This window comes from Vibrio sabulosilitoris, assembly GCF_055391395.1.
In genome coordinates this window covers 3,034,914-3,059,398 of the sequence record NZ_AP029599.1, presented here as the reverse complement: position 1 = coordinate 3,059,398, position 24,485 = coordinate 3,034,914, and the positions used below count along the sequence as shown (strand labels likewise).

General features: G+C 50.6%; 21 protein-coding genes. 4 read left to right on the top strand and 17 right to left on the bottom strand.

Annotated elements, in window-relative coordinates; genetic code table 11:
- Nucleotides 1-7: 7 nt before the first annotated feature.
- The 5 genes from rlmH to leuS all read right to left on the bottom strand — a co-directional run bounded on the left by rlmH (nucleotide 8) and on the right by leuS (nucleotide 5,216).
- Nucleotides 8-478: a 23S rRNA (pseudouridine(1915)-N(3))-methyltransferase RlmH gene (rlmH, locus tag ACZ5R2_RS14360; RefSeq protein WP_464900020.1), complete on the bottom strand. Its 471-nt coding sequence runs from the start codon at nucleotides 476-478 to the stop codon at nucleotides 8-10.
- Between the two features lie 4 nt (nucleotides 479-482).
- On the bottom strand, nucleotides 483-800 hold the full coding sequence (rsfS, locus tag ACZ5R2_RS14355; RefSeq protein WP_464900019.1) for a ribosome silencing factor: 318 nt from the start codon (nucleotides 798-800) through the stop codon (nucleotides 483-485).
- A 66-nt stretch (nucleotides 801-866) separates the two neighbouring features.
- Nucleotides 867-1,892 carry a DNA polymerase III subunit delta gene (gene holA / locus ACZ5R2_RS14350; protein ID WP_464900018.1) on the bottom strand — a complete coding sequence of 342 codons (1,026 nt, stop codon included), beginning with the start codon at nucleotides 1,890-1,892 and terminating at the stop codon, nucleotides 867-869.
- A complete protein-coding gene (locus ACZ5R2_RS14345; protein WP_464900017.1) occupies nucleotides 1,892-2,473 on the bottom strand; it encodes an LPS-assembly lipoprotein LptE in 582 nt (193 codons plus the stop codon). Before ACZ5R2_RS14345 ends, holA begins: the two co-directional genes overlap by 1 nt.
- Nucleotides 2,474-2,642: 169 nt before the next feature.
- Nucleotides 2,643-5,216 (bottom strand): leucine--tRNA ligase, encoded by a 2,574-nt coding sequence (leuS, locus tag ACZ5R2_RS14340; protein ID WP_464900016.1) that lies wholly within the window; start codon nucleotides 5,214-5,216, stop codon nucleotides 2,643-2,645.
- A 116-nt stretch (nucleotides 5,217-5,332) separates the two neighbouring features.
- Here leuS and ACZ5R2_RS14335 point away from each other — a divergent pair, with 116 nt between their 5' ends.
- Nucleotides 5,333-5,803 (top strand): zinc ribbon-containing protein, encoded by a 471-nt coding sequence (locus tag ACZ5R2_RS14335; protein ID WP_464900015.1) that lies wholly within the window; start codon nucleotides 5,333-5,335, stop codon nucleotides 5,801-5,803.
- 57 nt (nucleotides 5,804-5,860) lie between these two features.
- Here the strand turns inward: ACZ5R2_RS14335 and lnt are convergent, their stop codons facing one another.
- The 5 genes from lnt to miaB form a co-directional block, all read right to left on the bottom strand.
- Nucleotides 5,861-7,387, bottom strand: a complete 1,527-nt coding sequence (gene lnt, locus ACZ5R2_RS14330; RefSeq protein WP_464902378.1) for an apolipoprotein N-acyltransferase — start codon at nucleotides 7,385-7,387, stop codon at nucleotides 5,861-5,863.
- Between the two features lie 143 nt (nucleotides 7,388-7,530).
- Complete coding sequence (gene corC, locus ACZ5R2_RS14325) at nucleotides 7,531-8,433, bottom strand: CNNM family magnesium/cobalt transport protein CorC (RefSeq protein WP_464900014.1); 903 nt, start codon at nucleotides 8,431-8,433, stop codon at nucleotides 7,531-7,533.
- A gap of 60 nt (nucleotides 8,434-8,493) precedes the next feature.
- The gene (ybeY, locus tag ACZ5R2_RS14320; protein WP_464900013.1) at nucleotides 8,494-8,961 is read right to left on the bottom strand and encodes an rRNA maturation RNase YbeY; all 468 of its coding nucleotides are present in this window, start codon (nucleotides 8,959-8,961) and stop codon (nucleotides 8,494-8,496) included.
- A 40-nt stretch (nucleotides 8,962-9,001) separates the two neighbouring features.
- On the bottom strand, nucleotides 9,002-10,099 hold the full coding sequence (locus ACZ5R2_RS14315; RefSeq protein WP_464900012.1) for a PhoH family protein: 1,098 nt from the start codon (nucleotides 10,097-10,099) through the stop codon (nucleotides 9,002-9,004).
- A 94-nt stretch (nucleotides 10,100-10,193) separates the two neighbouring features.
- Complete coding sequence (gene miaB / locus ACZ5R2_RS14310) at nucleotides 10,194-11,618, bottom strand: tRNA (N6-isopentenyl adenosine(37)-C2)-methylthiotransferase MiaB (protein WP_464900011.1); 1,425 nt, start codon at nucleotides 11,616-11,618, stop codon at nucleotides 10,194-10,196.
- Nucleotides 11,619-11,873: 255 nt separating this feature from the next.
- Between miaB and ACZ5R2_RS14305 the strand changes: the two genes are divergently transcribed.
- Nucleotides 11,874-13,025: a 2-octaprenyl-3-methyl-6-methoxy-1,4-benzoquinol hydroxylase gene (locus ACZ5R2_RS14305; RefSeq protein WP_464902377.1), complete on the top strand. Its 1,152-nt coding sequence runs from the start codon at nucleotides 11,874-11,876 to the stop codon at nucleotides 13,023-13,025.
- On the opposite strand, the gene ACZ5R2_RS14300 is transcribed toward ACZ5R2_RS14305, so the two are convergent.
- Together ACZ5R2_RS14300 and ACZ5R2_RS14295 are read right to left on the bottom strand one after the other, a co-directional pair.
- Complete coding sequence (locus tag ACZ5R2_RS14300) at nucleotides 13,020-16,109, bottom strand: efflux RND transporter permease subunit (RefSeq protein ID WP_464902376.1); 3,090 nt, start codon at nucleotides 16,107-16,109, stop codon at nucleotides 13,020-13,022. The two genes, ACZ5R2_RS14305 and ACZ5R2_RS14300, sit on opposite strands and share 6 nt — an antisense overlap.
- A gap of 4 nt (nucleotides 16,110-16,113) precedes the next feature.
- Nucleotides 16,114-17,253 (bottom strand): efflux RND transporter periplasmic adaptor subunit, encoded by a 1,140-nt coding sequence (locus tag ACZ5R2_RS14295; protein ID WP_464900010.1) that lies wholly within the window; start codon nucleotides 17,251-17,253, stop codon nucleotides 16,114-16,116.
- 156 nt (nucleotides 17,254-17,409) lie between these two features.
- On the opposite strand from ACZ5R2_RS14295, the gene ACZ5R2_RS14290 reads away from it, so the two are divergent.
- Entirely contained in the window at nucleotides 17,410-18,024 is a 615-nt protein-coding gene (locus tag ACZ5R2_RS14290; protein ID WP_464900009.1) for a TetR/AcrR family transcriptional regulator, read from the top strand.
- 60 nt (nucleotides 18,025-18,084) lie between these two features.
- On the opposite strand, the gene crr is transcribed toward ACZ5R2_RS14290, so the two are convergent.
- The 5 genes from crr to cysZ all read right to left on the bottom strand — a co-directional run bounded on the left by crr (nucleotide 18,085) and on the right by cysZ (nucleotide 23,155).
- A complete protein-coding gene (gene crr / locus ACZ5R2_RS14285; RefSeq protein WP_438460376.1) occupies nucleotides 18,085-18,594 on the bottom strand; it encodes a PTS glucose transporter subunit IIA in 510 nt (169 codons plus the stop codon).
- A 111-nt stretch (nucleotides 18,595-18,705) separates the two neighbouring features.
- Nucleotides 18,706-20,430, bottom strand: coding sequence for a phosphoenolpyruvate-protein phosphotransferase PtsI (ptsI, locus tag ACZ5R2_RS14280; protein WP_464900008.1), 1,725 nt, complete (start codon nucleotides 20,428-20,430; stop codon nucleotides 18,706-18,708).
- A 260-nt stretch (nucleotides 20,431-20,690) separates the two neighbouring features.
- Nucleotides 20,691-20,948: an HPr family phosphocarrier protein gene (locus ACZ5R2_RS14275; protein ID WP_438460378.1), complete on the bottom strand. Its 258-nt coding sequence runs from the start codon at nucleotides 20,946-20,948 to the stop codon at nucleotides 20,691-20,693.
- 308 nt (nucleotides 20,949-21,256) lie between these two features.
- Nucleotides 21,257-22,225, bottom strand: a complete 969-nt coding sequence (cysK, locus tag ACZ5R2_RS14270; protein ID WP_464900007.1) for a cysteine synthase A — start codon at nucleotides 22,223-22,225, stop codon at nucleotides 21,257-21,259.
- Nucleotides 22,226-22,405: 180 nt separating this feature from the next.
- Nucleotides 22,406-23,155, bottom strand: a complete 750-nt coding sequence (cysZ, locus tag ACZ5R2_RS14265; RefSeq protein WP_464900006.1) for a sulfate transporter CysZ — start codon at nucleotides 23,153-23,155, stop codon at nucleotides 22,406-22,408.
- A gap of 329 nt (nucleotides 23,156-23,484) precedes the next feature.
- Between cysZ and zipA the strand changes: the two genes are divergently transcribed.
- On the top strand, nucleotides 23,485-24,456 hold the full coding sequence (gene zipA / locus ACZ5R2_RS14260) for a cell division protein ZipA (RefSeq protein WP_464900005.1): 972 nt from the start codon (nucleotides 23,485-23,487) through the stop codon (nucleotides 24,454-24,456).
- The last annotated feature ends 29 nt before the right edge of the window (nucleotides 24,457-24,485 follow it).

Sequence of the window (24,485 nt, the reverse complement as noted above, 5' to 3'; positions counted from 1 at the left end):
GATAGTATTATTCGCGGTGGTAAGGGTGGTTAGCGGTCACACTCCAAGCGCGATATAGGGCTTCGGCCATGATCACACGCACCATTGGATGAGGGAGGGTGAGTGGCGACAACGACCAGCTTTGATCGGCTGCGGCTTTACAGGCTGGAGCCAGGCCTTCAGGTCCACCAATCAAGATCGACACATCGCGACCATCGAGCTTCCATGCATCCATTTGCCCAGCCAATTGGTCAGTGTCCCAACGCTTTCCAGGAATATCTAGGGTAACGATACGGTTGCCTTTTGGCACGGCTGCCAGCATCGCTTCGCCCTCTTTTTGCAGAATTCTTGCAATATCGGCGTTTTTACCCCGCTTTCCTGCTGGGATTTCCACCAACTCGAGGGGCATATCGTGGGGAAAGCGGCGCTTATATTCTTGAAAACCCTCTTCGACCCACTTAGGCATCTTGGTGCCAACGGCAATAAGCTGTAACTTCATTCAATCAGTTCCAAAGCTTTTCCAGTTGATACAATTCACGGTGTTGCTCTTGCATCACGTGCAGCATGGCATCACCCATGTCGAGTACAACCCACTCGCCCTCTGTTTCACCATCAATCCCTAGTGGCTCCATGCCGAGTTTTTTAATCTCACTCGCGACGTGATCGGCAATCGAGGAGACATGGCGCTTAGAGGTACCTGTACAGATCACCATAAAATCGGTCACGCTCGATTTGCCAGTTACATCCAACAGGATAATATCTTGGGCTTTCATATCATCCGCTTTATCAGCTAGAAAATCTCTTAATTCTTCACGTTGCAAGGTGGCATCCTCAATAGACAGTGTTCAATAGGGCGCGGAGTATAGCATGCTTTTGCATCGGCGCACTTAGCCAACAGTAGGGAAACGCAGTTGTGGCGAGCACAAGCTTACGCCAAGCTGTTGAATTAATGGCCAAGCGGATTGTTCATACTGAGTTTTGAGCATGATCTCGACCTTTGCAAGGACTGACCATGCTTGCTGCAATGCAGCAAAGTCGAGACGCTGCAGTGCCGCAGTATAAAGTGGGCGCTTTGACTGCCAAATACGGTGGCGCTCGAACACCGACCCAATCGCTTGTTGCTGGCTTTCTGCTTTGAGTTGCATCAGCAGCTTTAGTTCCTTTTGCAATGAGCGAGCGATGATCACCCCCTCAACACCTTCTGCCTCGAGTTGGCGCAGAATGCGCTGGGCACGATTGGCTTTTCCTGCTAACAGGGCATCAATCCAGTGGAACACGGTAAAATGGTTGTGTCGACTTAGCGACTGCTCAATCCGTACCAGGCTTAGCTGGCCATCTGGGTATTGCAGAGCGAGTTTTTCCAGGCTTTGACTCAGTGCCAGCAGATTGCCCTCATGCCATTGTGCGAGCATTTGCAGCGACTCTTGGTCCGGTTTAAGTCCCAGTTTTTGACAGCGCTGGCGAACAAATTGGGGTAGGCGACTGATATCAGGCGTTAAGCAGTTTACCCACGTCCCTTGGGATGAGAGGGCTTTGAACCACTTGCTGTTTTCCTGCGCCTTGGTCAACTTGCTGCCCACCAGGACCAATAGGGTTTCTGGGTTGAGTAGCTTAGCAAGCTCAAGCAGTTCTTTGCCTTGAGCGGCATTCACGCCCAATTCACCGACTTCAAGTTCAACAATCTGTAGACTTGAGAACAGGCTCATGGCTTGGAAGCAGTCGTAGATTGTATTCCAGTCGGTTTGGTTATCGAGTGTGAATCGGTGACGTTCGCTAAATCCACGTTGGGCGGCATGCTGGGCGATGGCCAGCCGAGACTCATGTAAGAGCAGCGGCTCGTTACCAAACACCAAGTAAACTGGGCTGAGGCCTTTTTCAAGGTGCTCGTGGAGGCGGTCAGCAAACAGGCGCATTAGTGAGCACGCTCTAGCTTGTCAGAGCGAATTTTTACCCCGCGCATCGCAGTTGGTGTCTCATTTCGTGCTTCGATGATATCCGCACGAACACGCGCCATCTGACGGATAATTTGTGTCGCGGCAATCTTGCGCATTTCGTCTTCGATCATCTCGCGCTCGACCGATTTTGCCAGTGCGGTTAGCGGGTTATCCAGATAGCTGCGAGTAATGGTTGCCGTAAAGTGATGACTGCCGAACTCGGGTACGGTGACATGATAGCTCGCGGTATAGGTGAGCTCTTTTTCCGCGGCACGCGCGTTTTGGTAGAGTGATAGGGTGCGCTCTTCAATATTTTCCGATCGCAGATGCACATTGGAGATCTCTGAGCTGGGTGGGACTAAGGCAATGTTATTGATGTCCAATTCAGCTTGAACGTAGCGTGTTAGCGTGCCGTACTTATCGAAGCTGGTCAGTGACAACTGGTGTAGCTCTTCGGGCACAGTGTACTCACCGCGCAGCTGAAAACCACACGCAGTCAGCATGGAGGTCAGTAACACCACCAGCATAAGACGAAGAGAAGATTGGGACTTAGTTTGCATAGAGATCGCTCTGCTATCTTGTTGAGTGATTTATCCAAACAGACTGGTCGCGCGCCATTAGGCTAGGGCGGTGGCTCACCTTGTTGATAAGATTAAATCTGCTTGGATAAATAATCAGGGTGACAAGTCACCCTGATTCAATTTTAGTCTGGTTTGATCAACCAGACGATTAATTTGCTACGATATTCAACAGTTTGCCAGGTACATAGATCACCTTACGAACCGTTTTGCCTTCAGTGAATTTGGTCACGTTTTCATCGTTTAGACCAAGCTCTTCCACTTGCTCTTTTGAGGCATCCGCCGCCACTGTTAGCTTAGCGCGTAGCTTGCCGTTAACCTGAACAACGATCAGCTTCTCGTCTTCAACCAGCGCTTTTTCATCGTGCTGTGGCCACTCTGTGTTGTCGACATCTGACACGCCAAGTGCAGCGCCCATCTCAAATGAGATGTGTGGAGTGATTGGGTAAAGCATCACAACCACGGCTTTCAGTGCTTCATCAAGGATCGCACGGTCTTGCGCCGATTCTTGAGGCGCTTTCGCCAGTTTGTTCATCAGCTCCATGATCGCAGCAATTGCGGTGTTGAACGTTTGACGACGAGCGATATCGTCAGTCACTTTAGCGATGGTTTTGTGCACGTCACGACGCAGGGCTTTTTGGTCGCTAGACAGGGCTGTGGTATCAACCGCTTCCGCTGCACCTTTCGCTGCGTGCTCATTAACCAGTTTCCATACACGTTTTAGGAAGCGGTTAGCGCCTTCAACGCCAGACTCTTGCCACTCAAGCGTCATATCTGCTGGTGATGCAAACATCATAAATAGGCGTACGGTATCGGCGCCGTATTTATCCACCATCTCTTGTGGGTCAATACCGTTGTTCTTCGACTTAGACATCTTGATCATGCCTGAGTGCGTCACGTCACGGCCTTCGTTGTCTTTCGCTGAGGTGATGCGACCTTTGCCGTCACGCTCTACCGCTACGTCAGTGGGTGCAACCCACTCTTTACCGCCTTTGTCGTTCTCATGGTAGAACGCATCTGCCAGCACCATACCTTGACATAGCAGCTGCTTGAACGGCTCATCAGAGGTGACGTAACCCGCGTCACGCAGCAGTTTGTGGAAGAAGCGCGAGTACAAAAGGTGCATACATGCGTGCTCGATACCACCGATGTACTGATCAACCGGAAGCCAGTAGTTGGCTTTCTCTGGGTCTAGAATATCATCCGCTTGTGGTGAGCAGTAACGGGCGTAGTACCAAGACGACTCCATAAAGGTATCGAAGGTGTCGGTTTCACGTAGCGCAGGCTCACCGTTAAACGTGGTCTTCGCCCACTCTTTATCGGCTTTAATTGGGCTAGTAACCCCATCCATCACCACATCTTCTGGCAGGATCACCGGCAGTTGGTCTGCAGGTACTGGGTGTACTTCACCGTCTTCAGTGGTCACCATTGGGATTGGTGCGCCCCAGTAACGCTGGCGAGATACGCCCCAGTCACGCAGACGGAAGTTAACTGTCTTGGTGCCTTTGCCTTCTGCTTCAAGCTTCGCTGCGATAGCATCAAATGCCGCTTGGAAGTCTAGGCCATCAAACTCACCAGAATCGAATAGTACACCCTTTTCAGTGTAAGCCTCTGCAGAGATATCTAGCTCGCTGTCGTCGGCTGGCTTGATCACAGGAACGATGTCTAGACCGTATTTGGTTGCAAACTCGTAGTCACGTTGGTCGTGTGCAGGCACAGCCATCACAGCGCCCGTACCGTAGTCCATTAGGACGAAGTTAGCCACGTAAACGGGCACTTCACGACCATTCAATGGGTGAATCGCGGTAAGGCCAGTTGCCATACCCTTCTTCTCCATTGTCGCTAGCTCAGCTTCAGCCACTTTGTTGTTCTTACACTCTTCAACGAAAGCCGCCAGCTCAGGGTTGTTCTCAGCGGCAATGGTCGCTAGAGGGTGACCTGCAGCGATACCGACGTAAGTCACGCCCATTAGCGTGTCTGGGCGAGTCGTATACACTTCAAGGTCTTGTTGGCCTTTCACTTCAAACTTCAGCTCAACACCTTCAGAGCGGCCGATCCAGTTGCGCTGCATGGTCTTAACCATCTCAGGCCAGCCGTCTAGGTTGTCTAGGTCGTCCAATAGCTCTTGCGCGTATTCGGTGATCTTAATGAACCACTGTGGGATCTCTTTTTGCTCAACCGGAGTGTCACAACGCCAGCAGCAGCCGTCTTCTACTTGCTCGTTGGCCAAAACGGTTTGGTCGTTTGGACACCAGTTAACTGAAGAGGTCTTCTTGTAAACTAGGCCCTTGTTGTACAGCTTAGTGAAGAACTCTTGTTCCCAGCGATAGTACTCTGGTGTACAGGTTGCGAATTCGCGGTTCCAGTCGTAACCAAAACCCAGCAGTTTAAGCTGGTTTTTCATGTACTCGATGTTCTCGTAGGTCCATGGTGCGGGTGCAGTGTTATTTTTTACTGCTGCGTTCTCTGCAGGCAGACCGAATGCATCCCAACCGATTGGTTGCATGACGTTTTTACCTTGCAGGCGCTGGAAACGAGAGACCACATCACCGATGGTGTAGTTGCGCACGTGACCCATGTGCAGTCGACCACTTGGGTACGGGAACATAGATAGACAGTAGAATTTTTCTTTATTTGGGTCTTCACTTACAACAAAGGTCTTGTTGTCATCCCAGTGCTTTTGAACTTTTTGTTCAATATCTTGAGGATTGTATTGTTCTTGCATCGATGGCATCCGGTTAACGTGGAATTTGTGAGTTCGGTTAGAACAGACATTAATAGATCGTCATAGAATACCTAAAGGCAGAAGGTACAACAACCATTGTGTTGAGGGAGGTTCTCATGCCCAAACGAAAAGCAGGTTATGAAGAGATCATTGAGGACGTGATTGAGACCATCAAACACAGTCCCGAAGAGCTAAATCATGTTGTAGAGCAGTCAGGTAAAGTGGTTGATGCGGCGAATGATATGACTAAAGATGAACTTGCCCTGATCTCCGCCTACGTAAAATCCGACCTTAAAGAGTTTGCTGAAAATTACGAAGAGAGTAAAGGTAGTCCTTTCTCATTAATGATTGCCAACTCGATATGGCAAGGGTTGCTCGAGATAACCGATAGAACCAAGGTTGAGTGGGTCGAGCTTGCCGCCGATCTTGACCGCCAAGGGCTGTATCAAGCCGGTGAGATGATAGGTCTTGGGGTGTTGATGTGTGAAAACTGCGGTCACAAGGTCCAGTACAACCATCCAACGGTGATCGCGCCGTGCCCTAACTGTGGTAAGGGGGCTTTCAGTCGCCAGCCGCTTAAACCCTAGTTAATACCAACGCCCCAGCAGGGGCGTTGTCTTATCGCGTTTACGACGTAATTGATGTTAGTTGACTAGCTGCTTGCGACGATTTAGTCGCCAAGCTGCCGCGAGGCTCAATCCTGCCCATAGATACAGGGGCCAGCTACCAAAGCGATGGTAAGGGGTACGTCCTTGGGTTGACACCACCTCGGCATCGAGGATAGCGGTCTCAAATTGGGGTACCTCAGCGACAATCGTGCCGCGATAGTCAGTGATAGCCGTAACGCCATTGTTGGTGGAGCGGATCACAGGCTTACCGAGTTCAAGCGCACGCATGCGTGCAATCTCCATATGCTGCTGAGGGCCAATCGAGTCACCAAACCAAGCATCGTTAGATAGGGTGAGAATAAAGTCGGTCTCCTCGGTGACATTGCGCCTGATCAGTTCATTAAAGATGATCTCATAACACAGCGCCGCCGCGAGCAGGCGTCGATTCGCTAGCACATTCGGCTGAATATATTCTCCACGACTGAATGACGACATAGGCAGATTAAAGAACGGCGCCAGTGGGCGCAGGATATCCTCAAAAGGAACAAACTCACCAAATGGCAACAGGTGGTGCTTGTGATAGCGCTGCTCAGGGTTGTAGGTGTAATCTCCACCATCGGTTTGGCCGATGGCAAGCACGCTGTTGTAGTAAAGGCCAGCATCACTGCGGTTGATGATCCCGGTGATTAGGGCGCTGTCATATTCTTTAACCAGCGTGTCTAGATTAGCCAAGTAGGAGGCAATCTCATACTCAAACGCGGGAATCGCTGCCTCTGGCCAAATGATAATATCCGCTTCCCAACTTTTTTTGGTCAGGTCGGTGTACTTGATGATGGTTGGCCAGCGCTCGCTAGGCAGCCACTTTGAGGCCTGGTCAATATTGCCTTGGATCAGGGCAAAACGGGTTTTGCTGTCAGGGTCTGGGGTCACCCAGTGAGCCGCGTTGAGGCCGTAGCCGGTGGCAAAAATCACCGCTGGGATCAGGCTGATCATTGCGCGGCGGCTAAGCAAAGCATAGGCGAGTAGCGAAGCGCTGACGACCACCGCAAAGGTCACCAACTCAACGCCCCCTAGGGGGGCATAATTTCCCAGCGGCGAGTCTATCTGGCTGTAGCCGAGCCATAGCCAGGGAAAGCCCGTCATGACCCAGCCTCGCAGCCAGTCAAACACCAACCAGAGTGCGGGGATGACGATGGCATAGCGGCGCAGTTGCGAGTCAGGAAAGAAGCGATTGAGCGCAACGGCAAAAAGTGCTGGGTAGATAGCCAAATAGCCAATCAATAGCGCCATTAAAAACAGGCTTGCCACCTTGGGCATACCGCCGAAGGTGTCGATACTGACGTGTACCCAACTGATTCCTGTTGCAAAGCTCCCCAGCCCCCAAAGCCAGCCAAGCCAGGCTGACCATTTTACCGACCGCTTAGTGATCAGCAGCAGGAACACCAATACACTGATCAGCGCCGCTGGCCAGAGACCAAAGGGTGCGAATGCGAGAGTGGAAATAGCGCCGGCCAAAAGGGCAAGCGTGCTGAGTAACAAGGGGTTATGTATCGCCACGGCCATGTATCTATCTTTGATTAGTCCATAAAACGATGGGCAAGCCAGGTCTCGGCTTGCCCATGATAGTGTTTGCTTTACTCGGGTTTCGTCCACTGACAGCCCAAGTGTAATTGCCAATGATTGCAAATGGTTGAAGCGCGTGAGCGTTAGCTGTCAGACTCTTCAATTTGCGCCTCAGAGACCGGAATGGTCACCTGAAGCTGCATGATGCGGCGGTTATCGGCGGCCATTACCTTGAATAGATAGCCCTCGATATCGACAATCTCTCCTCGTGAGGGTAGATGGCCAAATGCCGTCATCACCAAGCCACCAATGGTATCGACTTCTTCAGTACTAAAGCTGGCTGAAAACTCTTCGTTGAAGTCATCGATGGTGGTCAATGCCTTAACCGAGTAGGTGTGTTTACTTAACTTGCGAATATCCAACTCGTCCTCATCATCGAACTCATCTTCAATTTCGCCGACAATCTCTTCAAGAATGTCCTCAATCGTCACAAGGCCCGATACGCCACCAAACTCATCAACCACAATCGCCATATGATAGCGCTCTTCACGGAACTCCTTGAGCAGTCGGTCAACTCGCTTGCTTTCAGGCACCACGACAGCAGGTCTCATTACCTGCTCCATATCAAATGGGTCGCTGTCTGAGCCAAGATAGCGCAGCAGATCTTTGGCAAGCAGTATGCCCTCAACGTGGTCTTTGTCTTCGCTGATCACCGGGTAGCGAGAGTGCTGGGCATCGGTCATTAGGGTGACGATATCATCAAAATGCTCGTTGCGCTCAATGGTGACGATTTGTGAGCGTGGGATCATGATATCACGCACGCGTTGCTCTGAAATCTCCATCACGCCTTCGAGCATGTCGCGGGTGTCGTGATCGATCAAGTCGTTCTCTTCAGAGTCGCGGATCACATCAACGAGTTCTTGTCGGTCTTTGGGCTCACCTTGGAAAAGCTGCCCGATACGTTCAAGTAGAGTCTTTCGACTCGGACCTTCAGATTTTTCTTTCTTGCTACTTTCGTTAGAAGAAGGAGGGTTATCTTCGTTCATTGTTTCTCAGTTAAGTAACGCTATCAAAGTGTGATAGCACACATCAGGGCTAGGCTGAACCTAGCCCTGTTTCTCTGCAAGGTAAGGGTCTGTAAAGCCTAACTTTTGCATGATTTCGGTTTCGAGGGACTCCATCTCTTCGGCTTCGTCATCCTCGATATGATCATAACCTAGCAGATGCAAGCTGCCATGTACAACCATATGCGCCCAGTGTGCATTCAAGGGCTTGTTTTGCTCAATCGCTTCACGCTCGACCACCTGTTTACAGATGATCAAGTCGCCAAGCAGGTCGAGCTCAATCCCTGGTGGTGCCTCGAAGGGGAAAGACAAAACATTGGTTGGTTTGTCTTTTCCGCGATAATCGAGATTAAGCTGATGGCTCTCTGTCTCATCAACCAAACGTACCGTAACTTCAGCCTGGGGCTGAAACGGCGTTATGGCCGAGTTGAGCCACAGCTGGAAGTCCTGCACATTTGGCAGTTGGTTGCTATCTTCGACAGCGATTTGCAAATCTAGTTCGATGCTCATGGTATCTCTTAGGGCTTAGTTGCTGCGAGGCTCAGTTACTTTAAGGTTTAGTCGCTTCAGCTTGGGTGGCCAGCTCAGCCTTGGCCGTTTCAAGTAGTTTCGCTTCACGCTCCTCACGACGACGCTTTTCATACTCTTTGCGCTCTTTCTGATCTTGCGCTTCCCACTTCTCATACGCGTTGACGATACGCGCAACGACAGGGTGACGAACCACATCATCAGACTGGAAGAAGTTGAAGCTGATCTCATCCACGTCGTTGAGTACCTCGATCGCATGACGTAGGCCCGATTTTGCGCCGCGTGGCAGGTCAATCTGAGTCACGTCACCGGTGATCACCGCACGCGAGTTAAAGCCGATACGGGTTAGGAACATCTTCATCTGCTCGACCGTGGTATTCTGGCTCTCATCGAGAATAATAAACGCGTCATTTAGGGTACGTCCACGCATGTAAGCCAGTGGAGCCACCTCAATGACATTTCGCTCGATCAGTTTCTCAACCCGCTCAAAGCCCAGCATCTCAAACAAGGCATCGTACAGTGGGCGCAGGTATGGGTCGACTTTTTGGCTCAAGTCACCTGGCAGGAAGCCAAGCTTCTCACCAGCTTCAACCGCAGGGCGAGTGAGGAGAATACGGCGGATCTCTTGACGCTCTAATGCATCAACCGCAGCCGCGACAGCAAGGTAGGTCTTACCGGTACCCGCAGGGCCAATACCAAAGCTGATATCATGCGTTACCATGTTGACTAAGTACTGAGCCTGGTTAGGCGTACGAGGTTTGATCACACCTTTCTTGGTCTTGATAAAGACCTCTTTGCCATGCTCAATATTCGATTCGGTGTTTTGCTCTAAGATACCAGTCTCTTTAATCGCCAGATGGATCTCTTCAGGCTCGATATCAGGAATATTGCCGCGCACTGGGGCAGTATTAACGTAAAGCGTTTTGAGTATCTCAAGGGCTGCAGCAGAAGTATGAGGCTTACCAACAATGGTAAAGAAGTTGCCACGGTAGCTGATCTCGATGCCGAGACGGCGTTCTAAGTGCTTGATATTATCATCAAAGGGACCGCAAAGGCTTGCAAGACGGCGGTTATCGGAAGGTTCTAGATCGATCTCTAGAGTCACAATTTTATTGCTCAAAGTTGCCTCTCATTTGTGGCGGTCCGATTTAGACCGGACCGCCTAAGATGTGTTTACCCTTCTAAGATGGTTACTCAGTCGGGTAATTTCAAGCTTAAGGCGTAAATGTCGCTACACCCAGCTCGTCTTCGCGCTTGGTTTTCGCCATCATTTGAGTTGGCGAGATCAGGCTGCGAAGGTCCATGTCTTGTTCAGTACGTACGATCTCACCACGCAGAGAGTTTGCAAACACGTCGGTAATTTTTACATCAACAAACTGACCAATCAGATCAGCGCTGCCTTCAAAGTTCACTACGCGGTTGTTTTCGGTACGGGCACGCAGCTCCATCAGGTTTTTCTTCGATGGGCCTTCAACCAAAACGCGCTGCTCGGTATCTAGCATTTGGCGCGAGTAGCGCATCGCTTGCGAGTTCACCACTTGTTGCAGCTCGTACAGGCGCTCTTTCTTGGTTTGCTCTGGCGTATCACACGGGTAATCTGCAGCCGGTGTGCCTGGGCGTGGCGAGAAGATAAAGCTAAAGCTCATATCAAAATCGACGTCTTTGATCAGCTTCATGGTGTCTTGGAAGTCTTTGTCCGTCTCACCTGGGAAACCAACGATAAAGTCAGAGCTGATGTGGATATCAGGACGCGCTTTACGCAGTTTACGGATGATTGATTTGTACTCAATCGCTGTGTGTGGACGCTTCATCGCGGTCAGGATGCGATCGCTACCGCTTTGTACTGGCAAATGTAGGAAGCTCACCAGCTCTGGCGTGTCTTCATACACGGCAATAATGTCATCACCAAACTCCAGCGGGTGGCTGGTGGTGAAACGAATGCGGTCGATACCGTCGATAGACGCCACAAGACGAAGCAGTTCGGCGAAGCTGCAAATGTCGCCATCGTGCATTGGACCACGGTACGCATTCACATTTTGGCCCAGCAGGTTGACTTCACGCACGCCTTGCTCAGCCAGTTGGGCAATCTCAAACAGGACATCGTCCATCGGACGGCTGACTTCCTCACCACGCGTGTATGGCACCACGCAGTAAGTACAGTATTTCGAGCAGCCTTCCATAATTGAAACAAATGCGGTCGCACCCTCAGCGCGTGGCTCAGGTAGGCGGTCAAACTTCTCAATCTCTGGGAAAGAGATGTCCATCACTGGCGCATCATCATTTTGCGACTGCTTGATCATCTCAGGCAGGCGGTGCAGGGTTTGCGGGCCAAAAATAACATCAACGTATGGCGCACGTTCACGAATGTGGTCGCCTTCTTGAGTCGCCACACAGCCACCAACGCCAATCACGACGCCTGATTTTTTCTCTTTAAGTGTTTTCCAGCGACCTAGCTGGTGGAATACCTTTTCTTGGGCTTTCTCACGGATAGAACAGGTGTTCAATAGCAGTACGTCTGCCTCTTCTGGGTCTTCGGTTAGCTCAAAGCCATTTGCCGCGTTAAGCAGGTCAGCCATTTTTGATGAATCGTATTCGTTCATCTGGCAGCCCCAGGTTTTGATTAGCAGTTTCTTACTCATCTTTGTTCGCTCGATCGTTAGTTTAAAATAAGGGAGCAAATCGCCCAGTGTCTATCCGCGCCCCAGCGGGGTGAACCCATGCAAATAACAGGGGTGTCGCGGCAAGCGGCGTATTGTACTGCTTTAGATAGCGCCATGCCAGCATTGATTTATGGTCGGTTTTAGCAAGATTTGCCGGCCTTTTTTGCTTACTTTGAACGCGCGAAATCGTACAATCAAAAACGGATGTTAAATCAGCAAGATGAAGAACAGAAAATGAACAAATACGATATTGCCATTGTCGGTGGAGGTATGGTCGGCGCCGTGCTTGCGGTCGGCTTTGCCAAGCAAGGACGGCGCACGGCGCTGATTGAGGAGCATCAACCCAGTGCTTTTTCGTGTGAGCAGGCGATGGATATTCGCGTTTCTGCTATCTCGCAAGCATCAGTTGACTTGCTTGATTCTCTAGGCGCCTGGCAAAGCATCCAAGCGATGCGCGTCTGTCCTTATCGCCGCCTGGAAACCTGGGAGCACCCCCAGTGTCGGACCAAATTCTCCGCCGCTGAACTGGGTCTTGAGCAACTAGGGTACATCGTTGAGAATCGAGTGGTCCAGCTCGGCCTGTGGCAGCAGTTTGACCACTGGGAGTTTCTTGATCTGCTTTGTCCTGACAGCTTGGCTAGGCTCGAGTTTGGCGAGCAAGATAACACCTTGCACCTGAGCTCGGGTGAGCAGATTCAGGCCAGCTGGGTGATCGGTGCCGATGGCGCTCATTCTCGAGTGCGTGAGCAGGCAAAGATCGGCCTGACGGCCTGGGACTATCGCCATCACTGTATGCTGATCCATGTCGAAACAGAGCTCGCGCAGCAAGACATCACCTGGCAGCAGTTTACCCCGCAAGGGCCACGCTCGTTTCTCCCTCTGCCAGGCCAGCAAGGGTCACTGGTTTGGTATGACAGTCCAGCAAGGATCAGACAGTTGATGGCGATGAGTGCCGCGCAACTAGAGCAGCAGGTTCACCTAGCGTTTCCTGCTGAACTTGGCAAGGTCAAGGTAGTGCAAAAGGGTGCGTTTCCTCTTACTCGCCGCCATGCTCAGCAATACGTTGCCAACCGCTGCATTTTAGTTGGTGATGCTGCCCACACCATTAACCCGCTAGCAGGTCAGGGTGTCAATCTTGGCTTCAAAGACGTGGCTTGCCTGCTTGATATCACAGACCAAGCCGAGCTTGATGAAGCAACCCTCAAGCAATACATGTTGCGGCGCTATCCAGACAACCTACTGATGCAGACCGGCATGGATGTATTCTACAAGGGCTTTAGCAATACCATCACCCCATTGCAGTTGGCGCGAAATGCGGCGCTCAAGTTGGCGCAGCATTCCGGCCCGATTAAGCGCCAAGTACTTAAGTACGCTTTGGGTCTATGATCCCTCGGCCTGAAGTTCAGGCTCGGTAGCTGCGCTGGTGCGTGGCTTTCCGCGAGTGAGGGTAAACAGCGCCGGAACCACATAGAAAGAGATCAAGGTGGTGAGCAAGGTACCGCCCGCAATGGCCACTGCAAATGGAGGCCAGAATCCGCCCCCAGCTAAGATCAGCGGCAAGAAGCCACCGATGGTAGTGATCGTCGTTGAGGTGATGTGGCGCGTACAGCTCATCACTCCAGCGATGATTGCCGATTTATTACCCTGCATTGCCTGTGAGTCGGACTTGAGCTCAGCCAGAATCACGATTGCAGCATTGATCGCCAGACCAATCACCCCAAGTAGACCGACAATCACGGTAAAGCCAAATGGGTAAGAGAACACCCACACCGATAGCAGACCCAATCCTGCCGCGAGTCCCGCGACCAAGAAGATGATGCCACTGAGGCGGAAGGAGTTGAATGACAGCACAATCACCAGCACCATTAAGGTGACGACCAGTGACAGGCTGCTCATTAGATTGGCAACCGACTCATCACGTTCTGCTGACTCGCCGCCAAACTCAACCCAATAGCCACTTGGCAACTGAGCGATATAATCATCGACGCTGGCCTTAAATTCATTCAGTGCGGTTTGTGGCAGGACGCCGGCCTTGACGAAGCCCTCTATGGTGTTGACGCGCTGCCCATCACGGCGAGTAATCGCGCCGCGGCTCGGGCGAAAATTAAACTCGGTTAGGGCGGACAGTGGTAGCAGTTGGTTACTGCTATTGGTCATTGGCAAATTGGCCAACTGAGACAAGCGCTCACGCTCGGCATCGGCCACTTTTACCCTCACTGGGACTGATTCGGTGCCTTCGATAATACTGCCCTGAACTTGACCAACCAGCGTGCTCTCAAGGTTGTTCGCTAATTGAGAGAGCGTCATACCACTGAGCAGTGAGGATTGCTCGTTCACATCGAGCCAGATTTTCGGCACCCCGGGTTGCAACGTCGCGCGCGTTTGAGTGACGTTGGCGGTTTGCGCCATGATCAGGCGGATCTCTTCGCCAATTTGCTTGAGGCGGTCGAGGTTATGCCCGTAGAGGCGTATCTCTAGCGGTGCATTAAATGGAGGTCCTTGTTCAAGCTTACGTACCAGCACCTGCGCGTTCGGTACCGCTCTATCAAGAGTCTCTTGGAGCTCAGGCACAAAGGCGTTAGCAGCAGTAAAGTCACTCATTTTGACCATGGCTTGGGCAAAATAGGGCGTGCCACGCTGATTGCTCAGCAGGTTGTAGTAGAAAGAGGGGAAGTTAGTACCCACTAGCCAGCTAACTGACTCGACGTTGGGGTTTTGACGAATCGTCTCTTCGACCTGCTCTGCTGTGTGTTCGGTTGCGTAGATACTCGCTTGGGGAGGCAGAAAAACCTGCACCTCAAACATGTCACGATCGGAGGGTGGGAAGAACTGCTCTGTCAGCTGTCCCGCTGACCAAAAGCCAAACAATGGCACTAGCCCAACCAGTAGCGCTGCTTTTATGGGGTGGTGCACTGCCAGTTGGACGGTATAACGAAACAATTTGGCTAGGCGTGGGGTTTGAATACCGTGTTGATACCAGTGTTGAGAGGTACTTGTTTTTGGTAGCAAGCGCGCAGCAAAACCGGCAACCAAGCTATGGGCAATCAGGTATGAGCCAATCAGAGAGAAGCACACAGTAATCGCAATCGCGCTAACAAACTCGCCCGCCGGTCCCGGCATAAGGAAGATGGGTGCAAAAGATAATACCGTGGTCAAGGTTGAGCCCAGCAGCGGAATCCAAAGATGTTTGATTGCCGCCACTGCTGAGGCAATGCGCTGGTGGCCTTTGGCTCGATAATTCTGGATGGTATCGACCATAACGATGGCGTTGTCGACCATTATCCCAAGCGCGACGATCAACCCGGTCACCGACATCTGATTGATGGGAATACCAGTCGCCTTCATTAGGCTGAGAGTCAGCATAGCCGTCAAAGGCAACGACAGAGCGACAATCCAAGCCGAGCGTAGCCCGAGCGTGAGCAGCAGCACCGCGAGGATCAAGCTAAAGCCGATCACAAGGCTAGTGACCAGCTCAGACAGCCGCGTTTGAGTATAGCTGTCTTGCTCAAAAAGGAGCTCAACGTTTAGATGGCGCGGAAGCTGGGCTTGAAAACGTTCGACAAGCTCCTCTGCGCGTGGAGTCCAGCGGTCAACTCGAACCGAGGGCTGCATACGTGCAGCGACGATGATGGCCGGCTGACCATCAACGAGAGCGATTTGTGCCGGGGGCGTGTTGTAGGTCCGTTCAACTTTAGCCACATCCTCGAGCAGAACCACATAACCTTGTTCATCCAGCGCAATAGGCACCTGCTTGATACGTTCAAGGCTATCGAGAGACTGACTCATCTCAAGCGCGAAGCGGTTGTGTTGATTAACGAGCTCACCTGCGGAGTTTTTAGCATCCGCACCGCCGATGGCCTGTGAGAGCGACATCGCACTCGCACCCAGTGAGGCAACGGCTCCGCGATCTATCGAGACCAAGATCTCTTCACTGATAGTGCCGTACTCATCAACGAACTCAGTGCCACTCATAGCTCGAAATTGCTGAGCCAGCTCTTTGGCATAACGATTCATAATTGGTAAGTTGGGCGCCTCACGGCCCTGCCAAGTGATCGCGGTAATATAGGTAAAGGCGTAGGAGTGATCACTATCAAGATTTGGTTCTGAGCTTCCCGCAGGCAGCTTTGGGGTCACATCGCTAAGCTTATCACGCACGCGAGACCAAACGGGCTCGGAGTCAGTGATTGAATCGAGTAGCTCAATACTGACCACGGAAATACCAGCGCGCGAGCTTGAGGTGATAAGCTGTATCTCATCGAGCGTGCGCAGCTCTGTCTCAATTTTTTCGGTGATCAACGCCTCGACGCGCTCGGGTGTGGCACCGGGAAAATGAGTGGTTATTGCCGCATTTCGATTGGTGATCAACGGATCTTCAGCACGCGGCAAAGATTGCAACGCAGACAACCCGGACACGATTAAGAGCGCGGTAAGGAGGGTAAGTAAGCGACTGTTACGTAAGATGGCTTGCATAGGGCTACTCTCCATCCATTGAGACAGTTTCGCTGTCAGCATTACGGCTGCTATCCACCAGTAGGGTTTCTACACTCTGGCCTGGGATAATTCTATGCAGCCCAGAAGCCACAATGCGATCGTCGGGGCTCAGTTCAGCGCGGATATACGCAGCGTCGTTATTGGCATAGATGAGGTCAACGTGTGCTCGCTGAACTTGATCATTGCGATCGACAACGAACACGTTCCAGGTGCCGCGTAATCCATCGGTCAGGGCTGAGAGTGGCAACCAGTATCCGCGAGACTGACGCTGGTCTTGGTATTGCAGGTAGCCTAGCTGGCCATCGAGCAGCTTGGCGGTCGGCGGTAGGGTAAAGCGCAGCTCGACAGTGCGGGACTGGGTATTGACCTGAGGGCCTGGGTTTATCAGCGTTGCGGGAAACAGTTGATCATCGATGCGTATCTGCCACTGCGCTTGGTCAACGATACTCTTGGCGTATTGCGCTGGGACGCCAATATGCACCTCAAGGCTCTCATCCGCGAGAAGGGTTAGGGTGGTGGCTCCCATCGTCACCACATCGCCTTGGCTAACTAAGCGCTGACTGATAATACCGGAAAAGGGGGCCAAGACTTGTGACTTTTCTTGTTGTAGGCGATTGGCCTCGATACTCGCCACCAGTTGCTGTCGATTGGCGAGCAGGACATTTTTTTGGCTGGTGAGAGAGTCGATCTCGGCCTCAGCGCTAAAGCCTTTATTCTTCAGCGAGAGTTGACGCTTGAGGTTGGTCTCAATCAAGCGAAGTTGGGCGCTGACCTCGGATTGTTGGGCTGTCAGTTGACGCGCCTCGGTGATCAGCAGACGTTTGTCGAGTGCGATCAAAGGCTGCCCTCGACGGACATGGTCACCAACCTCAACTAGGATCTGCTCGACTTGACCGCTGAGCTCGAAGCCCAGTCTTGCCTGATCTTTTGCCCTGACAAACCCAACGTACTCTCTCTCTACTTGGTAGCTTGACTCAAGGACGGGTTCGATGACCTCAGCGATAGGTTTGACACTGGGTTCACTGATCGCTTCATCAGAGTTTTGCTGCTGACAACCTGCCATCAAAGCGAGCCCCAGCGCCAAACAGACCGCTTTGCGGCCGTTGCCAAATTTGTTATCCATATCAAATTCCGTTCACTTGTTTAAATCAAACTAGACTGTCTAGTTTGATTTAAGTCCAGATTGGCGCAATAATCAACACAGTATCAATGATAATTTGATGGCGATCGCTATAACTAGACTCTTCAGTCTAGTTATAGCGATCGCCTGGGAGAGGTTATGGTGTTGTCACCACGAAGCGCAAAAAAGCGTGAGCAAATTCTACAAGCTGCTGGCAAGCTATTTATAGAGGTCGGCTACGCCGTGAGTATGGATCAGATCGCTGAGGCGGCGCAGGTGTCGAAGCAAACGGTTTACGCGCACTTTAAGACCAAGGATGAGCTGTTTGAGACCTGTGTGAAATCGCGCTGTGAGTCTAATCGCCAGCATGGTCACCTAATCGATGATCCGCGCCCAATCCGTCAAGCTCTGTTGGACTTTGCTCTTAAGTTTCATTACATGATGCTCAGTCCTGAGGTGATGAGCACGTATCGCACTGCGGTGAGTCAGGTCGATAGTCACCCGGATCTTGGGCGTACCTATGTCAAAGCAGGGCCAGAGCCGACGACTAAGATGGTTCAAGAGTATCTTGAGTTTAAGCAAACCCAAGGGCTTTTTCCAAGCGACAAGAATATGCAGCATGCGGCGCTGCAGTTTATGTTGATGATCCATGGTCAGGCCGTCTATTGGCGTATGCTTGGAGTGGATATCGGTCAGAGCGAAGAGGAACTGGAGGCTTACATGGTGAGTGCCATCGAGGTGATATTGCAAGGCTATTCGCTCAAAGAGGGTTAACCCAATAAAAAAACGCAGCCTGATGGCTGCGTTTTGCTAAACATAGTTGTATCGCGTGGTTTACTTAGTCACGCGCAGAACTGGCGTTTGGCCTACTTCAACCGAGCCAGACAGCTTGCTTAGCTCTTTGATCTCGTCCATGTTCGAGATAACGACAGGCGTTAGGGTAGATTTTGCTTTTTCTTCTAGTACCGCTAGATCGAACTCGATGATAGTGTCGCCTGCTTTTACAGCTTGGCCTTCCTCAGCGATGCGAGTGAAGCCTTCGCCTTTTAGCTCAACGGTATCGATACCGAAGTGAACGAAAAGCTCAACGCCGTCATCAGACTCGATAGAGAATGCATGGTTAGTTTCGAAGATCTTACCGATCGTACCGTTTACTGGAGCAACCATTTTGTTGCCAGCAGGTTTGATCGCGATGCCATCACCAACGATTTTTTCAGCGAAAACGACATCTGGCACATCTTCGATGTTCACGATCTCGCCAGATAGTGGTGCGATGATCTCGATTGCACCAGCGTCTGCACTGTCATCAGATACTAGCTTTTTAAGTTTATCAAACAGACCCATTGTGTCATGCTCCTAGGTTATTGTTTTATCCTGTTAATTTATACTATACCAATCTCTGATATTAGACGACTTTTTTTGCCGTCTAACATCAGCTTATCTTTGGATAGACAACTATTGGCTATGCTCAGCCATAAACTGCTCAACGCAGGCTTCGATTTCAGCTGCCGTCGGTAGAGAAAGGGCAGTTTCAGCCATTGTTTTAACTTTTTCAAAGCTTGCGTTACGAATAACCTTTTTAACCTTTGGAATTGAGATACCGCTCATAGAAAATTCATCTAGACCCATGCCTAGTAGCAGCAAAGTGGCACGCTCGTCACCAGCAAGTTCACCACACATACCAGTCCACTTGCCCTGGGCATGAGAGGCATCGATAACCTGCTTGATCACGGTAAGAACAGCCGGTGATAGTGGGTTGTAGAGGTGAGAGATCATCTCGTTACCACGGTCTACCGCCAAGGTGTATTGGGTTAGGTCGTTAGTACCGATAGAGAAGAACGCGACTTCTTTCGCAAGGTGGTGCGCAATCGCTGCCGCTGCTGGTGTTTCCACCATCACGCCAATCTCAATCTCTTCATCAAACGCCAGGCCTTCTTCACGCAGCTCAGCTTTGTATTGCTCAATCGCTTGCTTAAGCTCACGGATCTCCTCAACCGAGATAATCATCGGGAACATGATGCGCAGTTTGCCGTGCGCCGACGCACGCAAGATGCCGCGCAGCTGATCACGCAGGATTTCACGACGATCTAGGCTGATGCGCACTGCACGCCAACCAAGGAATGGGTTCATCTCTTTTGGCAAGTCCATGTACGGCAGGTCTTTGTCACCACCGATGTCCATAGTGCGGATAATCACCGCCTCACCTTCCATCGACTCAGCAACTTCTTTGTACGCTTGGTACTGCTCTTCTTCAGTTGGCAGTGAATCACGGTCCATAAACAGGAACTCAGTGCGGTATAGGCCGACACCTTCACCACCGTTGCGCAGCACACCTTCACAGTCTTTGACAGTACCAATGTTACCGCACACTTCGACGCGATGGCCGTCTGTGGTCTCAGCAGGTAGGTCTTTCAGTTTGGCCAACTCTTCTTTCTCGGCTGCGAAGGCCGCTTTTACCGCTTTCGCTTCTTCAAGCTCAGCGTCAGAAGGGTTAATCACGATCTTGTTGTTCATCGCATCCAAGATCAGCATGTCACCATTGCTCACTTTCACAGTGATGTCATTGGTGCCAACAATCGCAGGAAGCTCAAGTGAGCGCGCCATAATCGAGGTGTGTGAGGTACGACCGCCGATATCACAAGCAAAACCCAGCACAGCGTTAAGATTGATTTGCGCTGTCTCTGAAGGAGTCAAATCGTAAGCGACAAGAATAACTTCCTCATCAATGTCACTCAGTGACACGATGTTGATACCCAGCGCATTTTTAACGAATCGCGTACCAATGTCACGAATGTCGGTTGCACGCTCTTTAAGGTATTCGTCATTAAGCGACTCAAGCGCCTTAGCTTGCTCTTCGATAACCGTGTGGATAGCGTTGTCTGCTGAAAGCTTTTCGCCCTTGATCAGAGCGAGGATTTCTTCCTCAAGCTCTTCATCTTCAAGCAGCATGATGTGGCCTTCAAAGATCGCTTCTTTCTCTTCGCCGAAGGTTTCTAGCGCTTTTTGTTTGATCAGTTCAAGTTGAGCAGACGATTTGTTACGCGCATCAAAGAAGCGCTGCACTTCTGCATCGATTTGATCATCTGTAATAGGATTGGTGTTGAGAACTATTTCATCTTCTTGCAGCAGTAGTGCTTTACCGATAGCAATACCCGGAGATGCTAGGATACCTGAAATCATAGCCTTACCTTAAACATGGTGGTAGTAAATGGGAGTGTCACCAACGATACCCAAAATTCAATCAAGCAGGCTGGGAGGCCTTGCCCAGTTTGGTATCGTAAACGGGCATGTTCGAGTACGGGCATTTTGCCCGGCCGCGAACACACCTCAACTATCTTAGGTGTACAGCTAATACTAGAGTTAGTATTAGCGTAACTTAGCCTCTATTTCCAACAAAGCCACTTTGCTTTCACAAAATGGCTTTGGCGGGGAAGAGAGTATTAGTGTAGTTGATCCATTAGAGCAACTAGGTGGTCAACGGCTTCTGTTGCCTGAGGACCCTCTGCTGAGATAGTCACGACCGTTCCTTTTACAAGACCAAGCGTTTGTAGCTTGAATAGGCTTTTTGCGCTTGCGCTTTTACCATTTGAAGTCACAGTGATGTCAGCCTCGAAAGATTTTGCTTCTTTCACAAATTGCGCCGCTGGGCGAGTGTGTAGGCCGTTTTCTGCAGTGATTTCTACTTGCTTCTCGTACATTGTATATACCCCAATTGATTTATTTTATCTGTTGCTGTCAGCTTGAGCTTTACCGTTTAAAGATAGAGCTTCTTGTCTCACCTCGGACTATTTTTTGTGTCTAAGGTGCGCTGACTTATAGTTTTTATGCCCTAAGCTTACAACCAGATCCGTCAAGTTGCATGCTCAGAGTGTAGATTCTAACTTCGCTTCTTTTTATTTTGAAGCTAAAAATAATACAGGGGTGATACTACCAAAGGCTGAGCGCGGGTCAATAAAAAAGCTCCATCAAGGAGCTTTTTTATTTGAAAAAGTTGATTTAGACACGTTTACTGCTGATTTTCCTTTTCAGTAAACAGGCCCGCAAACAGCGGAGAGCTTAGGTAACGCTCACCTGAGCTTGGTAGTACGGTGACAATAGTCTTGCCCTCGAACTCTGGTAGCTCGGCGATGCGATTGGCTGCAACCACGGCTGCACCAGACGAAATACCCGCTAGGATACCTTCTTCTTCCATTAGGCGACGCGCCATCTCGATGGCTTCGTCAGAGGTGACGGTTTCAACGCGGTCGACTAGCTCAAGGTCTAGGTTGCCCGGGATAAAGCCAGCGCCAATACCTTGGATTTTATGTGGTGCAGGTTTGACTTCTTCACCGGCCAATACTTGTGAAATCACAGGTGACTCAGCGGGCTCTACTGCAACAGAGGTGATGGCTTTCCCCTTTTCACTCTTGATGTAGCGGCTTGTACCGGTAATGGTACCGCCCGTACCGACGCCAGAGACCAACACGTCGATTTGACCCTCAGTCGCATCCCATAGCTCAGGACCCGTGGTCTTTTCGTGGATCGCTGGGTTGGCTGGGTTGTCGAATTGTTGAAGCAGCAGGTACTTCTCTGGGTTGCTAGCGACAATCTCTTCAGCTTTAGCGATTGCGCCTTTCATTCCTTTCGGCGCTTCGGTTAGCACTAAGTTAGCGCCCAGTGCTTTTAGCAGTTTGCGGCGCTCAAGACTCATTGACTCTGGCATTGTCAGGGTCAGCTTATAACCGCGAGCAGCAGCGACAAACGCCAGGGCAATACCTGTGTTACCACTGGTTGGTTCAACTAGCTCTACGTCTTTGGTGAGTGTTCCAGCCTTTTCCGCTTCCCAGATCATGTTCGCGCCGATACGACATTTAACGCTGAAACTTGGGTTGCGTGCTTCTACTTTAGCAAGAACATTGCCTTTGCTGACCTTGTTAAGGCGAACAAGGGGGGTATTACCAATCGTAAGAGAGTTGTCTTCAAAAATTTTGCTCATGGTCATAGTCCTTTATCAGGTTGAGGGGCAAAGCGTGTCTTTGTCCTCATAACTGTTGTTTAAATGTGTGGGTCACACAATAGGGTCACTTGGATATATAGCAGAATATGCGCTAAAACAGCGGCATAGAAGTACGAAAAAGTTATATCTTAGTTGATTGTGATTAGTTGCACAGACCGATCAGCGTGTCACACTCGTTTTGAACTCATGCACCCACATCGAGGTCGCACCACAGATAGCGACTGGCATAATAAACAGATTCAACACAGGAATGGCGGTGAACACGGAAACCAGTGCGCCAAACGTGTACGCTTTGCTCTGTTTTGATTTAAGGGCTCCGCGCATGGTGTTGAAAGAAACCTTGTGGTTATCAAAGGGGTAATCACAGTATTGCACGGCCAAAATCCAGGCTGAAAAGGCAAACCACAGGATAGGCCCGAGGGTTTGTCCAAGCGCCGGGATCAAAAGAATCAAAAACAGCCCGAGTGCCTTGGGCACAATATAGAGCAACTTGCGCCACTCGCGCGCCATGATCCTTGGCACATCCTTAACCATGGCCCACAGGCCATCTTGGTTGATCGGCTCACCGATCAAATAGCCCTCAACCTTTTCCGCCAGCAGACCATTAAAGGGCGCGGCAATAATATTGGCTAGCGTGCTAAAGAAGTAGGAGAACGTGCCAATGATAGTCACAACTAATAGTGGCCACAGTAGGTAGCTCAGCCAGGCCAAAAAATCAGGTAGCTGACCAATCATGGAGTCTATCCACAGTTCGAGATGACTGAACAGATACCACAATGCGCCGCCGACCAGGACGATGTTGGCGATGAGTGGCAGCAGGACAAACTTACGGATACTAGGAGAAAAGGCCAAACTTAGGCCGTGAAAAAAATATCCCATTCCGGTGGAAGACTTTGAACTTAGGGGCATTTGACCGACTATCCTTGTAATTAAGTTGTTAACTAAGGCTGAGTCAGTATTTAACATTAACCGACAGGTAGCGTCAAACCACGGCAAAAATTAGCCGTGAAACGCCCACAATTACCATTAAAGTGTTCTAATAATAACAAGAACTTTGTTAAAGTAGCGGTCTATACCCAAGTGACCTCGATAGTTAATTGTCTAATCGAGGCTACTCGGATATAGAAAGAGTGTGTGTGGTAGAGAACGCATGCTTGCCGCATAGAAAACAAGCCGATTTGGGTATGCCTAGTTACATAGGCCCCTAGGCGGGTTGAAAAACTGATAGAGACGAAAAAATGCAGGAATTGCGACTGGTATTAATCATCATCGGCGGACTCGCGATCGCCGCCTTGTTGGTTCACGGATTATGGACAAGCAAACGAGAGGGCAAAACCAAGTTTGGTGATAAACCCTTTGGTAAGATTGATATGGATCCTGCCGATCAGCCTGATGGTAGTCATCACAACAGTGACGATGACTATGAAGTGGTGTCAAAGCCGTCTCAAGATAATGATTTTGCTGCCGATACTCTGCCTGCGGATATCGACCCCTTAATTGATAACCCAACGCAGCCCTTTGAACCCGTTGCATCAACGCAAGAGCAAACACAGCCATTGGCCAGTGTGGTTGAGGAGGATGACTCAATCCCTTCTTTTAGTGCGATTGATGATGAGGACTTTGAGGCGCCATCGCAGGCGTCGATGGCGAGTGCCGCAACTATGCCGCAAGAAGCCGTGACGCAAGAGACCTTAGTTCAAGAGGCTGTCACAGCAGAGGCTCAACCAAGCGTCGATAAGGTTACAGCGACTCCGGCGAGCAATGAACCACAAGAGCCTGAAGATGAACTTGAGGTGATTGTACTTAATGTCCATACTGCCAATGATCAGGCGCCGTTTGTCGGTACCAAGCTGTTTGATAGTATGCAGCAAAATGGCCTGCTGTATGGAGAGATGGATATTTTCCATCGCCATGCTGATCTCTCGGGGACAGGAAGAGTGCTGTTTAGTGTGGCTAATATGATGCAGCCAGGAACCCTAAAACACGATGATCCCGCACAGTTCTCTACTAAGGGCATCTCGTTTTTTATGACCCTACCGTGCTTTGGGGATGCCGAGCAAAACTTTAAACTGATGCTGAAAACGGCCCAGCAGATCGCTGATGACCTTGGTGGTGAAGTTCAAGATGATAGTCGTAAGCTGATGACGCCGATGCGATTGGACCACTATCGTAAACAGATACAAGCATTTAAAGCGAGAAAGACTGCCTGACACGCGTCAGCCAGCAGCAACCGCCCAAC

Coding starts and splice junctions, on each gene's coding strand:
- rlmH (WP_464900020.1), bottom strand. CDS start 478: ATGAAGTTACAGCTTATTGCCGTTGGCACCAAGATGCCTAAGTGGGTC.
- holA (WP_464900018.1), bottom strand. CDS start 1,892: ATGCGCCTGTTTGCTGACCGCCTCCACGAGCACCTTGAAAAAGGCCTC.
- ACZ5R2_RS14345 (WP_464900017.1), bottom strand. CDS start 2,473: ATGCAAACTAAGTCCCAATCTTCTCTTCGTCTTATGCTGGTGGTGTTA.
- leuS (WP_464900016.1), bottom strand. CDS start 5,216: ATGCAAGAACAATACAATCCTCAAGATATTGAACAAAAAGTTCAAAAG.
- ACZ5R2_RS14335 (WP_464900015.1), top strand. CDS start 5,333: ATGCCCAAACGAAAAGCAGGTTATGAAGAGATCATTGAGGACGTGATT.
- lnt (WP_464902378.1), bottom strand. CDS start 7,387: ATGGCCGTGGCGATACATAACCCCTTGTTACTCAGCACGCTTGCCCTT.
- corC (WP_464900014.1), bottom strand. CDS start 8,433: ATGAACGAAGATAACCCTCCTTCTTCTAACGAAAGTAGCAAGAAAGAA.
- ybeY (WP_464900013.1), bottom strand. CDS start 8,961: ATGAGCATCGAACTAGATTTGCAAATCGCTGTCGAAGATAGCAACCAA.
- miaB (WP_464900011.1), bottom strand. CDS start 11,618: ATGAGTAAGAAACTGCTAATCAAAACCTGGGGCTGCCAGATGAACGAA.
- ACZ5R2_RS14305 (WP_464902377.1), top strand. CDS start 11,874: ATGAACAAATACGATATTGCCATTGTCGGTGGAGGTATGGTCGGCGCC.
- ACZ5R2_RS14300 (WP_464902376.1), bottom strand. CDS start 16,109: ATGCAAGCCATCTTACGTAACAGTCGCTTACTTACCCTCCTTACCGCG.
- ACZ5R2_RS14295 (WP_464900010.1), bottom strand. CDS start 17,253: ATGGATAACAAATTTGGCAACGGCCGCAAAGCGGTCTGTTTGGCGCTG.
- ACZ5R2_RS14290 (WP_464900009.1), top strand. CDS start 17,410: ATGGTGTTGTCACCACGAAGCGCAAAAAAGCGTGAGCAAATTCTACAA.
- crr (WP_438460376.1), bottom strand. CDS start 18,594: ATGGGTCTGTTTGATAAACTTAAAAAGCTAGTATCTGATGACAGTGCA.
- ptsI (WP_464900008.1), bottom strand. CDS start 20,430: ATGATTTCAGGTATCCTAGCATCTCCGGGTATTGCTATCGGTAAAGCA.
- ACZ5R2_RS14275 (WP_438460378.1), bottom strand. CDS start 20,948: ATGTACGAGAAGCAAGTAGAAATCACTGCAGAAAACGGCCTACACACT.
- cysK (WP_464900007.1), bottom strand. CDS start 22,225: ATGAGCAAAATTTTTGAAGACAACTCTCTTACGATTGGTAATACCCCC.
- cysZ (WP_464900006.1), bottom strand. CDS start 23,155: ATGCCCCTAAGTTCAAAGTCTTCCACCGGAATGGGATATTTTTTTCAC.
- zipA (WP_464900005.1), top strand. CDS start 23,485: ATGCAGGAATTGCGACTGGTATTAATCATCATCGGCGGACTCGCGATC.